At 62.5% G+C, this 13,348-nt stretch carries 13 protein-coding genes and 1 riboswitch; of the genes, 7 read left to right on the top strand and 6 right to left on the bottom strand.

Annotation, left to right across the window (positions count from 1 at the left end):
* Positions 1-89: 89 nt before the first annotated feature.
* Both E8L22_RS13380 and E8L22_RS13385 read left to right on the top strand, forming a co-directional pair.
* The gene (locus tag E8L22_RS13380) at positions 90-1,457 is read left to right on the top strand and encodes a sigma-54-dependent transcriptional regulator (RefSeq protein ID WP_136525647.1); all 1,368 of its coding nucleotides are present in this window, start codon (positions 90-92) and stop codon (positions 1,455-1,457) included.
* Complete coding sequence (locus tag E8L22_RS13385) at positions 1,454-3,442, top strand: cache domain-containing protein (RefSeq protein ID WP_136525648.1); 1,989 nt, start codon at positions 1,454-1,456, stop codon at positions 3,440-3,442. The genes E8L22_RS13380 and E8L22_RS13385 overlap by 4 nt, the downstream gene beginning before the upstream one ends.
* Positions 3,443-3,639: 197 nt before the next feature.
* On the opposite strand, the gene E8L22_RS13390 is transcribed toward E8L22_RS13385, so the two are convergent.
* The gene (locus tag E8L22_RS13390) at positions 3,640-4,074 is read right to left on the bottom strand and encodes an MOSC domain-containing protein (protein ID WP_136525649.1); all 435 of its coding nucleotides are present in this window, start codon (positions 4,072-4,074) and stop codon (positions 3,640-3,642) included.
* A 15-nt stretch (positions 4,075-4,089) separates the two neighbouring features.
* Positions 4,090-5,070, bottom strand: coding sequence for a GTP 3',8-cyclase MoaA (gene moaA, locus E8L22_RS13395; protein ID WP_136525650.1), 981 nt, complete (start codon positions 5,068-5,070; stop codon positions 4,090-4,092).
* Positions 5,071-5,391: 321 nt separating this feature from the next.
* Positions 5,392-5,513, top strand: a riboswitch (molybdenum cofactor riboswitch).
* A gap of 67 nt (positions 5,514-5,580) precedes the next feature.
* Here moaA and E8L22_RS13400 point away from each other — a divergent pair.
* The 4 genes from E8L22_RS13400 to pta all read left to right on the top strand — a co-directional run bounded on the left by E8L22_RS13400 (position 5,581) and on the right by pta (position 8,891).
* The gene (locus E8L22_RS13400) at positions 5,581-6,792 is read left to right on the top strand and encodes a molybdopterin molybdotransferase MoeA (RefSeq protein ID WP_136525651.1); all 1,212 of its coding nucleotides are present in this window, start codon (positions 5,581-5,583) and stop codon (positions 6,790-6,792) included.
* Entirely contained in the window at positions 6,793-7,269 is a 477-nt protein-coding gene (gene moaC, locus E8L22_RS13405; protein WP_136525652.1) for a cyclic pyranopterin monophosphate synthase MoaC, read from the top strand.
* 32 nt (positions 7,270-7,301) lie between these two features.
* A complete protein-coding gene (mog, locus tag E8L22_RS13410) occupies positions 7,302-7,799 on the top strand; it encodes a molybdopterin adenylyltransferase (protein ID WP_136525653.1) in 498 nt (165 codons plus the stop codon).
* Positions 7,800-7,889: 90 nt separating this feature from the next.
* Complete coding sequence (gene pta / locus E8L22_RS13415; protein ID WP_136525654.1) at positions 7,890-8,891, top strand: phosphate acetyltransferase; 1,002 nt, start codon at positions 7,890-7,892, stop codon at positions 8,889-8,891.
* A 117-nt stretch (positions 8,892-9,008) separates the two neighbouring features.
* Here the strand turns inward: pta and E8L22_RS13420 are convergent, their stop codons facing one another.
* Positions 9,009-10,274, bottom strand: a complete 1,266-nt coding sequence (locus E8L22_RS13420; RefSeq protein WP_136525655.1) for an acetate kinase — start codon at positions 10,272-10,274, stop codon at positions 9,009-9,011.
* A 229-nt stretch (positions 10,275-10,503) separates the two neighbouring features.
* On the opposite strand from E8L22_RS13420, the gene E8L22_RS13425 reads away from it, so the two are divergent.
* Positions 10,504-10,674, top strand: coding sequence for a DUF362 domain-containing protein (locus E8L22_RS13425; RefSeq protein ID WP_129126239.1), 171 nt, complete (start codon positions 10,504-10,506; stop codon positions 10,672-10,674).
* Positions 10,675-10,812: 138 nt separating this feature from the next.
* Here the strand turns inward: E8L22_RS13425 and gltX are convergent, their stop codons facing one another.
* From gltX to E8L22_RS13440, 3 genes are all read right to left on the bottom strand, one after another.
* On the bottom strand, positions 10,813-12,219 hold the full coding sequence (gene gltX / locus E8L22_RS13430) for a glutamate--tRNA ligase (RefSeq protein WP_136525656.1): 1,407 nt from the start codon (positions 12,217-12,219) through the stop codon (positions 10,813-10,815).
* Positions 12,220-12,293: 74 nt separating this feature from the next.
* The gene (locus tag E8L22_RS13435) at positions 12,294-12,482 is read right to left on the bottom strand and encodes a DNA gyrase inhibitor YacG (RefSeq protein WP_136525657.1); all 189 of its coding nucleotides are present in this window, start codon (positions 12,480-12,482) and stop codon (positions 12,294-12,296) included.
* Between the two features lie 83 nt (positions 12,483-12,565).
* Positions 12,566-13,348: an SPOR domain-containing protein gene (locus E8L22_RS13440; RefSeq protein WP_136525658.1), complete on the bottom strand. Its 783-nt coding sequence runs from the start codon at positions 13,346-13,348 to the stop codon at positions 12,566-12,568.

Genomic DNA, 13,348 nt, shown 5'->3' on the forward strand with positions numbered 1-13,348 from the left:
CAATTGCGTCGTTTTGTCAAAATGTGTGACATTTTGTCCAAGGCAAGAGTTGAGCAACGGCGCGGAAAAAGATCGAGGCACGCCCCAAAATGACACAGGAAAGAATTCTCATCTGCGACGACGAGGAAGGTATCCTCATCTACCTGAAGAAACTTTTGCAGACCCAGGGGTACCTCGTGGAGACCTTCGGCGGTGGTGCACAGCTCCTGCGCCGGCTGCGTGAGGGGGACCCAACCGACGCCGACCTCATCCTGCAGGACGTGAGGATGCCCGACATGGACGGCATCACCGTGCTTCAGGAGGTGAAGAAACTGAGGCCGTCGCTGCCGGTCATCATCATGACCGCCTTCGGCACCATCGACGCCGCGGTCGAGGCGATCAAGCTCGGTGCCTACGACTACGTCACCAAACCCTTCCCGAAGGAAAAGATCCTGAGCGTCCTGAAAAACGCCCTCGAAAAAGAGCAGTTGTTGCAGGAGAACCGGGCGCTCAAGTCCGAGCTCGGCAAGCCGATCCTGCAGGACGCGATCATCTTCAGAAGCGCCGTGTTCCAGGAGACCTACGACCTCACCCTCCAGGTGGCCGCGAGCGAGGCGAACATCCTCGTGCTGGGGGAGTCAGGGACCGGCAAGGAGCTGATCGCCGGGGCCATCCACTACAACAGCCCCCGGCGCGACCGCCGCTTCCTCTCCATCAACTGCGCGGCGCTTACCGAGACCCTCTTGGAGAGCCAGCTCTTCGGTCACGTGCGCGGTGCCTTCACCGGCGCCATAACGCACCAGAAGGGGCTCTTGGAGGAGGCCGACGGGGGGACGCTGTTCATGGACGAGATCGGCGACATGAGCCTCCCGATCCAGGCGAAGCTTTTGCGCGTGATCCAGGAGCGCGACTTCATCCCGGTGGGGGCGACCCGGTCGAAAAGCGCCGACATCCGGTTCGTGGCCGCGACCAACAAGGACCTCGAGGAGGAGGTGCGCGCGGGCCGCTTCCGTGAGGACCTTTACTACCGCCTGAACGTGATCAACATCCCCCTCCCCCCGCTGCGCGAGAGAAAGGACGACATCGAGCCGCTCGCCGAGCACTTCTTGAAGAAGTACAGCGTGAAGATGAAGAAGGAGGTCTCCGGGGTCACCCCCGAGGCGCTCATGCTGCTTTGCGGCTACGACTGGCCCGGGAACATCCGCGAACTCGAGAACGTCATGGAGCGCGCCGTGATCCTCGCGAGGACTCCGCTGGTAACCCCGAAGGAGCTCCCCATCTGGCGCAAGACCCCGCAAAAGGCGGAGGCGCAGGTGCAGCCGCAGCTCGTCTCCCTTGAGAACATGGAGAAGGCGCACATCGAGCGGACCCTGCTCGGCACCGGCTACCACAAGAGCAGATCGGCCGAGATCCTCGGCATTTCGAGAAAGACACTGGACCGCAAGATCGCGGAATACGGCATCGCCATCCCCTCATGAACCTCCCAAGGCTCCGCTTTCCCATCAAGACCAAGCTCACCGTCGCCACGCTGATCCCGCTGGCGATCGCCATCCTCATCTGCTGGATGGCAGGCGTCTTCATCCTGAGCGCCAAGGTGGCAGCCCAGGCGCAGGAGAAGGTCCGCTACGACCTCTCCGTCGCGCGCGAGGCGTACCTGAACGAGCTGACGCGCCTCTACGACGCGGTGAAGCTCTCCGCCTCCTTCGGCCGCACCGGTGAGACCATCGCCGCGGGAGACCTGCGCGCCCTCGAGGCGACCCTCGCACCGGTACGAAAAAGCGAGCACCTCGACATCCTCGCCGCGGTCGACGCCTCGGGCAAGGTGATCTTCCGCGCCAACAACACGCGCCAGTTCGGCGACGACAAGCTGCGCAACCAGTTCGTGGCGCGCGCCCTCAAGGGGGAGCTTGTAAGCGGCACCACCATCATCCCGACCTCCGAGCTCGCGCTAGAGGGGGAGGCGCTGGTGCGGCAGGCGCACGTCCAGGTGGCCGGGACCAGGGCGGACCCCTCCCCCCCGGCCCCCTTAAACGGCGCCATGTTCCTCTTCACCGCCGCCCCGGTGCGGGACCAGGCCGGCAATGTGCTCGGCGCCCTTTACGGCGGCGTGATGCTGAACAACAACCGAAAGCTCGTCGACAAGATCAAGGCGGTGGTCTACGAAGGGGCGAAATCAAAAGGCAGGGACGTGGGGAACGCGACCATCTTCCAGGGGGGGGTGAGGATCGCCACCAACGTCCCCAATTCGGACGGCCGCCGCGCCACCGGGACCAAGCTCTCCGCCCCGGTTTACGAGCGCGTCCTTTTGAAAGGGGCCAAGTGGGTGGGGAGGGCGTTCGTCGTCAACGACTGGTACCTGACCGCCTACGAACCGATTCTGTCGCTGCAGGGGGTCCCGATCGGCGCCCTCTACGTCGGGATGCTCGAGAGCCACTACTCGGCGGTGAAGACCGACATGGCGGTGCTCTTGAGCTTCGTCCTCCTGCTGAGCGGTCTGACCGGCGTTTCCATGTCGGCTTTTCTCGGCAAGAAGCTCGCCCATCCGATCAAGGAGCTCGAGCTGCTCACCCGGCGCGTGGCCGCCGGCGAGCGGGACGTTAAGAGCAGCATCGATTCCCGGGATGAGATCGGCGACCTGGCCGGGCGCTTCAACGACATGAGCCGCTCCCTTGGCGAGCGTGAAAACAGCATCATCGAGTTGAACCGCAACCTCGAGGAAAAGGTGCAGCAAAGAACCGCGGAGCTGGAAGAGAAGAACCGGTTACTGGTGCAGACGCGTGAGGAGCTTCTGCGCGTCGAGAAGCTGGCCGCGATCGGCGAGCTGGCCGCAGGGGTCGCCCACGAGATCAACAACCCGATGGCGATCATCCGCGGCAACACGGAACTTTTGCAGCTCACCATCGACGAGGGGGCCCCGAACCGCGAGGAGGTGGACACCATCTTCCAGCAGGTGAAGAGGGTCGAGCGGATCGTGTCGAACCTGTTGAAGTTCGCGAGACGCGAGCAGATGGAGCATGGCAGCGTGCGGTTGAACGAGCTCCTGCACGAGATCGTCGGGCAGATCGGGCACCAGGCTTCCCTGGAGAAGATAGAAGTGATCGAGCTTTACGCCGAGGATACCGCCGTCGTGGAAGGCGATGGCGACCAGTTGCGGCAGGTCTTCACCAACCTGATTTTGAACGCGGTCCAGGCGATGCCTCAGGGGGGAGTGCTCGGCATCAGGAGTGCGCCGGTGGGGAGTGGGGATCACTACGAGGTGAAGATATCCGACACCGGAGTCGGCATCGCACTGGAGAATCTGAGGCAGGTATTCAACCCCTTTTACACCACCAAGTCCAACGGAACCGGGCTGGGGCTGTCGGTGAGTTACGGCATCATCAGGGAGCATGGCGGCTGCATCGACGTGGAGAGCATCCCCGGCCAGGGGAGCAGTTTCACCGTGCTCCTCCCCCGCGAACGCTGACCCCGTCCCCGCACCTTAAAGCAAAGAAGGGCCGTCGGCGCAAAACGCACCGCGGCCCTTCTTTTTTTCAATCAGTAAGAGCGTCCACAAGGTCCATAAGGTCCACCGGGTCCATGTGGTCCACAAGAAGCAGGCACGCCGGTCCTCAGCAGCCGGCGCCTGGCAGCCGGTGCCTGGGCACCCCTGAACGCCGCTCCTTAGCTGCCGGTAGCTACCCGGTCCCCCGCTCGCACCACCCCGCCCTTCAGCACCCTGGCGAAGATCCCCTCCTTGGGCATGACGCAGTCCCCGGCCTGGTAGTAGATGGCGCAGCGGGTGTGACATTCCTTGCCGATCTGGGTCACCTCGAGGAGCGTCTCCCCGAGTTCGATCTTCGAACCGATCGGGAGGCTCACGAGGTCCACCCCTTCGGTGGTGATGTTCTCGGCGAAATCCCCCTCCTTCACGTCCAGCCCGAGCGCCTGCATCTTGGCGATGCTCTCCTGGGCCAGCAGGCTGATCTGGCGGTGCCAGTCGCCGGCGTGACCGTCCCCCACGATGCCGTGCTCCTCGCGCAGGGTTACCTCGGGTACCGGGGTCTTTCTCTCCCCTTTGTTGGTGCTGATGTTAACCGCGACAACCTTTCCGATCATGTTATCTCCTTGTGGCTAGCCCCCGACACGGGACATGGCAAATGGTTTCGTTTCGACACCCTCGTCGGTAACCTCGTGGCGCCCCGGCTTCGCCGCGACGATGCGCTGGATCTCCTGGCGCAAAAGCTCGGGATCACCCGTGGCAAGCACCGGCTTCAGATCCACGCCGGAGCCGGAGAAGAGGCATCCCTTGGCAACCCCGGCGGCGGTCACCCGCAGCCGGTTGCACCCCTCGCAGAAGTGCCCGGTCATTGCGGTGATGATCCCGAGGGAACCGGGCGCCCCCTTGATCCGGAAGTTCCTGGCGGGGCCGGAGCGTTCGGTGCTACCCCCCTCCTCGATGGTGTACCTCTGCGCGATCCTCTCCCGGATCTCGGCGCCGGGGACGGTAAGGTCGCGCCAATCGGCGTCGCCGCAGGTGGGCATGTACTCGATGAAACGGACCGCGTAGGGACGCTTCAGGGTCAGCTCGGCGAAGTCGAGGATCTCGTCGTCGTTCACCCCGCGCATCACCACCACGTTGATCTTGTGCGGCGGGAAGCCGACCCGCTCCGCCTCCTCGATGCCGTCCAGCACGCGCTGCAGGTCGCCGCCGCGGGTGATCGCCGCGAAGGTCTCGGGTTTTAGCGAGTCGAGGCTGATGTTCAGGCGCTGTACCCCGGCGTCCTTGAGCCCCTGTGCCATCTCCTTCAAAAGAAGCCCGTTCGTGGTGAGCACGAGTTCCTTGAGCCCTGGGAGGGCGGCTAAGCTCGCGAGGAAGTCGAGAATCCCCTTTCGTACCAGCGGTTCACCACCGGTCACCCGGATCTTCTCTATCCCGGCGGCGACCGCCTCGGCGGAAACCCGAAGCAGATCCTCGTAGGAGAGCACGTCGCAGTGGCCGAGCTTCTCCACCCCCTCTTCGGGCATGCAGTAGCTGCAGCGCAGGTTGCAGCGGTCCGTCACAGAAAGACGCAGGTAGTTGATACGCCTGCCGTAGGTATCGATGAGCGACATATTTTCCTTTGTGCTTTGGCTATTTGCACGGCACCCCGGGCACCTGCGGCGTCGGGGCCGCCCATGCAAATGTGGGACACGATCAAAACCATACTCTGTTTGTCGAATGGAAATCAACCCCCTTAATGAGGGAGAAGCCCCACACGGTGGCAGGCCTTGAAAAAGTATACGGCCATACCGACGCATTGAGTATCGTGCAGAAAATCATGCTATGATAGGCACTTACCGCCCTTCCCTGCGCAGTCGGCGACACCAGGGTGACGGACGCTTAAGGCAAAATAATTGTTTATTTTCTTGGGAATATGCTATGGAAACCAGAATAAGCAGATCTGTCTCCGAGCCACGGCCGTCTAAAGGGAGCTTCCCCACGGTGCCGCGGCCGATGGGTGCTGCCGGAAACGGCACCGCCTCCCTTTTGGAAAGGAGAAAGCCACCGCTTGCGCCAGGGGGCCCTTTCCTTTTCACGGAATCGGGCCTTTTTCTTTATCAAACAGCAATGACGAGGTAACGATGACAAACTACGAGCAGGCCAGACGGATGGTCGTCGATCATGTCGCCCCGGCCGGGGTGGAAAAGGTCCTTCTTCTCGAGGCGGCCGGACGCGTCCTCGCCGAGGATTACGTCACCCCGAAGGACATGCCGCGCTGGGACAATTCCGCCATGGACGGCTTCGCGGTACGCAGCGCTGACTGCGCGCCAGGCACCGTTCTCAAGGTGACCGACTACATCCCCGCAGGCGTAAGCTCCGACGAGGCGATTGCACCAGGCTGCGCCGCGAGGATCATGACCGGGGCCCCGATCCCCCCCGGCGCCGACGCCGTGGTGCCCATAGAGGAGACCGAGGCGACCGCCGAGACGGTCAAGCTGCTGCAACAGGTGAAAAGGCACGACCACATCCGTTTCAAGGGCGAGGATGTCGCAAGCGGCGACACCGTCATCACGAAAGGAACGCTGCTCGGACCGCCCCAGGTGAGCCTCCTCGCGTCGTTCTCCGCGGTGCTCGTCCCGGTGTACCGCAAGGTGCGTGTAGCGATCCTATCCACCGGCGACGAGCTCGTCGACGTCGGCACCGAGCCGACCGCGAGCCAGATCGTCAACAGCAACACCCTGGCGCTCGCCACTGCGATCAAGCTCTGCGGCGCCGAGCCCGTCATACTGGGAATCGCACGTGACGACCGGGAGAGCCATAGGGCGCTTCTTGCCGAGGGGCTGAAGGCGGACGTCCTGATCACCTCCGCCGGTGTCTCCGCAGGCGATCGGGATCTCGTGCGCGAGGTCTTGGCCGAGCTCGGCGTGGCGGAGAAGTTCTGGAAGCCTGGCATCAAGCCTGGCGGTCCGACCGCCTTCGGCATGAAAGGAAGCGTCCCGGTCTTTTCGCTTCCCGGCAACCCGGTCTCCACCATGATCACCTTCGAGGAGTTCGCCCGCCCCGCCCTTTTGCGGATGATGGGACACGAGAAGGTGTTCCGGCGCACCGTGCCCGGTGTGCTCAAGGAGGGTGCCCGCAAGAAGGCAGGGAAGCTTAACTTCCTGCGCGTGCACGTGACCCTGGAGAACGGCCGCTACGTCGCCAGCACCTCAGGGGACCAGAACACCGGCATATTGAAGACCATGCTGCGCTGCAACGCCCTCGCATTGCTTCCCGCCGACCGGACCGAATTTACCGCCGGCGAGGAAGTAGACCTGCATCTGCTCGACCCGACCCTGGAACTGGAGGTATAGATGTCATTCAACCATTTCGACGCCAGCGGCAACGCCATCATGGTGGACGTGAGCCAGAAGACCCCGACCATGCGCACCGCGGTAGCGGGCGCCGTATTGACCCTAAAGCCCGAGACTGTGCAGTCGATCGTCTCCGGCAGGATGGCCAAAGGTGACGTCTTGGGCGTCGCGCGGCTTTCCGGCATTGCCGGAGCCAAGAAGACCCCGGACCTCATCCCCCTTTCCCACCCGCTTGCCATCCACCACGTGGCCATAGAGTTCGAGGTGAACGAGACCGAAGGCACCATCGGCGTCATGGCAACCGTTCGCGCCTTCGAGCGGACCGGCGTAGAAATGGAAGCGATGACCGCGGCCACGATCGCCGCCCTCACCGTGTACGACATGTGCAAGGGGAGCGACAAGGGGATCGTCATCTCCGACGTCAAGCTGCATTACAAGGAAGGCGGCAAGAGCGGCGTCTACAAGCGCGAGGCGTAGCCGACCGGGCAAGAAAAAGGAGAATCAGCACCATGAAAGCAGCCATCCTCACCCTCAGCGATCGCTGTTCTACCGGGGAGCGCGCCGACGGCAGCGGCCCGGCACTGAAAAGCTGGCTCGAAGAGCGCGGCGTCAGCGTCACCTGCACCGAAGTGATCCCCGACGAGGCCCCCCTCATCTCGGAGAAGCTCGTTGAGTGGTCCGACAGCGGCGCTTACGACTTGATCCTCACCACCGGCGGGACCGGCGTCTCCCCGCGCGACGTCACCCCCGAGGCGACTGAACGCGTGGTGGACCGCCTGCTCCCAGGCTTCGGCGAGGTCATGCGCATGGAAAGCCTCAAGAAGACCCCGCATGCCATCATCTCCCGGGCCGTCGCGGGCATCAGGAAAAACACCCTGATCATCAACCTCCCGGGAAGCCCCAAGGGCGCCACCGAGAACATCGGCTTCGTCTGGGCGGCGGTGCCGCACACGGTCGCCAAGCTGCAGGGTGACCCGGAGGAATGCGGCACTCCCATGCCCAGTTGACCCCGCGATACCGGCTTTTCTATTGACCGATCCCTCCTACTGGGTTATATATCTAACGCAGTTTTAAAATCAACTTGCGGAGGGATAAACATGCCGTTGGTAAAGCAGATTCACGAGAAGGCTAAATCTAACCTGAAGACTGTGGTCTTACCCGAGAGCTATGACGAGAGGATGCTCTTCGCCGCACAGCAGATCGTGGAACAAGGTTTGGCCAAGATCGTGCTACTGGGCAACCCCGAGAAAGTCCTCGAGGCGGCCGCCGCCAAGGGTGTGAGCCTCTCCGGCGTCGAGATCGTGGATCCCGCCACTTCCCCCAAGCTCGATTCCTACGTCGGGAAACTCGTGGAACTGAGGAAAGCAAAAGGGCTTACCCCGCAGCAGGCCCAGCAGCTGCTGACCGCCGACGACAACCTCTACTTTGCCGGCATGATGGTGCGTGAAGGTGACGCCGACGGCGAGGTGGCCGGTGCAACCGGAACCACCGGCGACGTGCTCCGTGCCGCCTTCCAGACCGTCGGCCCCTCCCCCGGCATCAAGACCGTTTCCTCTTTCTTCCTCATGGCCACGCAGACCCCCAACTTCGGGGAAAACGGCGTGATCCTCTTCGCCGACTGCGCGGTTAACCCGAACCCGGACGCCCAGGCCCTCGCTGAGATCGCCATCGCCACCGCAAAGAACTGCAAGTCGTTCCTCGACGTGCCGGCCCGCGTCGCCATGCTCTCCTTCTCGACCAAGGGAAGCGCAAGCCACCCGGATGCCGACAAGGTACTGAAGGCGCTGGAAATCGCCAAGGGGATGGATCCGGAGCTTTCCATCGACGGCGAGCTGCAGGCGGATGCCGCCCTGATCCCTGCCGTTGGTGCGAAAAAAGCCCCGGCGAGCGGTGTCGCCGGTAAGGCCAACGTATTGGTGTTCCCCGATCTCGACGCCGGCAACATCGCCTACAAGCTCGTTGAGCGTTTAGCCGGCGCCAAGGCCATCGGCCCGGTGATCCAGGGGCTCGCGAAGCCGGTCAACGACCTCTCCCGCGGTTGCTCCGTGCAGGACATCGTCGACGTCACCGCAATCACCGCGGTGCAGGCGCAGGGCTAGCAGCGCCCACACTCGGACCAACCGGCCGCTGTCATTCGGCGGCGGCCGATTCAAAACACAAAAAGGCCGGCGGGAAATCCTCCCGCCGGCCTTTTTACTGTCTTGCCTGCCGCGCCTCTACTTCCTTACGAAGTCGGGCTTGGAGAAGCTGTACTCGAAGCTCATATGGTCGGTGTAGGTGCCGTCCAGAATTGCCGCCACGTCCTCGGTGAAGACAAGCTCCTCATCGGTCGGGATGACGTACACCTTCACCTTGGAGTCGTCGGTGGTGATCAGCGTCTCGCGCTTCCTGGTCATGGCGGAGGCGTTTCTCTCGGGATCGAGGATGATCCCCAGGTGCTCCAGCCCGGACAGGGCCCGAGCCCTGATCGGCGCACCCATCTCCCCTACCCCGGCAGTGAACACCACGGCATCGAGCCTTCCGACAACGGCCATGTAGGAGCCGATGTACTTCTTGAGCCGGTACGCCTCGATGTCCAGGGCGAGCGCACAGAGACGGTCCCCTGCGTTGGCGTTTTCGATGACGTCACGGCGGTCGGTGAAACGCCCGGTGATGCCGATGACGCCGCTTTTCTTGTTGAGGATGGAGTCGATCTCCTTGGCGGAGAGGTTCTCCTTCTGCATCATGAACGCCGGGATGGCCGGATCGATGTCACCGCAGCGGGTCCCCATCATGGCGCCTTCAAGCGGGGTGAGCCCCATGCTCGTGTCGACGGATACGCCATTTTTGATCGCGCAGTGGGACACGCCGTTGCCGATGTGCATGGTGATCACGTTGCACTCGCTGGCGGGCTTGCCGAGGATCGCGGCGATGCGCTTGGAAACGTAGAGGTGCGAGGTTCCGTGGAAACCGTAGCGCCTCACGCCGTACTTCTCGTACCACTCGTAGGGAAGCGGATAGAGGTACGCCTGCTCGGGCATAGTTTGATGAAACGCCGTATCGAAAATGGCAATCTGGGGAACGTCCGGAAGGACGGCCATGGCGCCCTCGATGCCGGCGATGTTGGGCGGGTTGTGCAGCGGTGCCAGATGCTGCACCTCGGTCACCGCGGCAAGCACCTCATCGTCGATGAGAACGGACTTGGTGAACTTCTCGCCGCCGTGCACCACGCGGTGGCCTACTGCGGCGATCTGCTTGATGTCTTTAAGCACCCCGTACTCGGGGGAGGTAAGCGTCCTCAGGATCAGGTCAACTGCGGTCTTGTGGTCGGGACAATCTGAGTCTTCCCGGTAGGTTTCGCGCCCCGGAACCTCATGCAGGATGAAGGAGTCGCCGATCACCACGCGCTCCACCATACCCTTGGCTACCACCACTTTTTTATCCCAGTCAAACAACTGGTATTTTACCGAAGAACTACCGCAGTTAAGTGCCAATATATCCATCAGTTAGCGTCCCCCATACGTGTAATTCGCCCATGGAAACCGGGTACAAACCTCTAGGGCAAAAAAGTCACAAATAAAACCTTTTTTTATATATACAGTAGAGTCGTCCTCAGTTCAAGATTTTTCTCCTGATTAGCAGTTTATTGTCTACAGCTTTATGGTGGACTTTTTGCGAGCGCTGTGCTAGTTTCCTCCTGACTTTTTACCCTAGGTAGAGGAGGTGAACACATTGGCACATACCATTAGCGACGAATGCATCAACTGCGGCGCCTGCGACGATTCCTGCCCGGTTAACGCCATTAGCGAGGCTGGCAGCAAAAGGGCCATCGCTGCGGATACCTGCATCGACTGCGGCGCTTGCGTAGACACCTGCCCGGTGAGCGCAATCTCCCCGGCCTAAGCCACACAAAGAAGCATGTAATGCCATGGCCTGCAGCCGGCTCGTCCGCTGCAGGCCTTCTTTTGTCTCGCTTTAAAAGAAAAGGAGGGCGCCCGATGGGCACCCTCCTTTCTTGTTGCGGCCCTTCCTTTTCGCCGGCTAGCGGCAAAGCACCGAGATGGCGCGCTCTATGCGTTTTTTGGTCTCGGCAAGGCCTAGCACCTCGATCATCTCGTAGATGCCGGGAGACGCGGTGGTGCCGGAAAGGGAGAGACGCACGGCGGGGCCTACCTGTCCGAGCTTGATCCCCTTCTCCGCCATCAGTTCCTTGAATGCCTGCTCGATCTGCGGTGCGTCGAGCGCGGGGAGTGCCGCGAGCTTCTCCACCAGCGCGTTAAGCAGTGCCGGGGTGTCCGCGTTGAACGCCTTCGCCACGCCCTGCTCGTCGTAGGAAAGCTCGTCCCTGTAGTAGAAGAGCGCACCGTCGGCGAGCTCCAGCATGGTCTTGGCGCGCTCCTGAAGGGTCTTCACCACGGCCACGAGGTCGGGTCCCCCCTGTGCCGGATCCACGCCGCGCTCCTTCAGGAACGGGATCAGCAGGTCCGCCAGACGTACCGGGTCGCCGGTCTTGATGTAGTGGGCGTTCAGCCACAAAAGTTTGTCCGGGTTGAAAACACCGGCGGAACGGCCGACGTTCTCGATGGAGAACTTCTCGATCAGGTCGGTGAGGGAGAAGATCTCCTCGTCACCGTAGCTCCAGCCGAGACGCACCAGGTAGTTCACCATCGCCTCGGGGAGAAAGCCCATATCGCGGTATGCCATGACCGAGGTGGCGCCGTGACGCTTGGAGAGGCGCGCCTTGTCGGCGCCGAGGATCATCGGCACGTGGGCGAACACCGGAACCGGCGCACCTAGGGCCTCGTAGATGAGGATCTGGCGCGGCGTGTTGTTCACGTGGTCGTCGCCGCGGATGACGGTGGTCATCCTCATGGTGACGTCGTCGACGACGACGACGAAGTTGTAGGTCGGGGTACCGTCGGTGCGCTGGATGATCAGGTCATCGAGCTCGGCGTTTTCGAAGGATATCTTCCCCTTGATCAGGTCGTTCCAGGAAGTGACCCCTTCCTTCGGGGTCTTGAAGCGGATCACGTACGGGCGGCCGTCGTCCTCCTGCGGCGGAAGATCACGGCAGGTGCCGTCGTACTTCGGCTTGCCCCCTTCCTTGAGCGCCTTCTCGCGCTTGGCCTCCAGTTCCTCTACGCTGCAGTAGCACTTGTACGCCTTACCCTCGGCGACGAGCCTGTCGATGTACTCCTTGTAAACCGGGAAGCAGTCGGACTGGAAGAAGGGACCTTCGTCCCAGTCCAGCCCCAGCCACTTCATCCCTTCGAAGATCGCGTCGACCGATTCCTGGGTGGAGCGGGTGACGTCGGTATCCTCGATCCTGAGAACGAAGGTGCCGTGCTGTTTCCTGGCCAAAAGCCAGTTGAAAAGCGCCGTGCGCGCCCCTCCGACATGAAGGTACCCGGTCGGGCTCGGGGCGAAACGGAGACGTACTTCTGACATGAAAGGCTCCTTTGCTGCTTTGATCATTGCATGGCTGCAATAAAATACGGTGTCACAAAATGTCTGCGAACCTGCTAGTTCTCGTCCTCGTCGCCGTCGTCATGCTGCGGCGCCTTCTCTCCCGGGATGCGGTAGCCCTCGCTGGCCCAGGTACCGAGGTCGATCATCTTGCACCGCTCGGAGCAAAACGGGCGGTACGGATTTCCGGCCAGCTCCGTCTCTTTCCTGCAGTGCGGGCACTTGATGGTTATTACGGCGCACATCGGTGTTGGTCCTCAAATGAAGAACTCCAGCGCCATGGGGAGCTGGAGGTAAAAGGTCAAAAACTATCTGGTGCGTCAAAAGGCTATTCGGTGACAACGGCCGCGCCGCTACCCACCTTGCCGGCCAGCTGCTGGGCCTCCTGTTTGGAGAGGTGCTTGCCCACCCTTATCCGGTACCAGACCCCCTTGTCCTTCAGCTTCGACTCGACGACATAGGCGGCGACCCCTTTCGCGGTGAGCTTCGCGCGCGCCGACTCGGCCTCCTGCTTGTCCTTGTACGACGCCACCTGGACGAGGTAACGGGGCTCGGCGGCCTGCTTCTCGTCTCCCGTCTGCTTCTCAGCCTGCTTTTCGGCGGCAGCCGCGGAAGCCTTCTCCGCGGGTTTCGCGTCCCCTCCCTTGCCTGCGGGGGGTGCGGCCTGTGCCGCCTTTTGCTCCGGTGCCGCCTGCGGCGTGGCAGGCGCGGACTTCGGCAGTACCTCGGGAAGCTTCGTGTTGATGCCGCTCCCGATGGCACCCTTGCCCCCCGAGGGGAGCGTCTTGTAGAAGGTAAGCGGCACATCCGGCGCGGGCTGCCCAGGCTGCCCCGGCTGACCGGGGACGGCTCCCGCGCCCTGCGGTGTCTGTGCTGCGGCCGGCGCCTTCGCCTGCTGGGCGGCGGGCGGCACGGCAGCCTGCGGGTTTTTCCCGTGGAAGAGGAACCATCCCGTGAGCACCCCGGCCCCGTACCCTATGACCAGCAGCACCAAGGCGACCAGCAGGAAGCCGCCGATCGGTTCCCGCCGGGGGCGGTTCTTCTGCACGGGGCGGTTTCTCTCCGCGCTGTCCCGGACCGCCGTCATCTTTTCGCTGTAGTCAAGCCGCAT

It is taken from the genome of Geomonas ferrireducens (assembly GCF_004917065.1).
GTDB classification, from domain to species: Bacteria; Desulfobacterota; Desulfuromonadia; order Geobacterales; family Geobacteraceae; genus Geomonas; species Geomonas ferrireducens.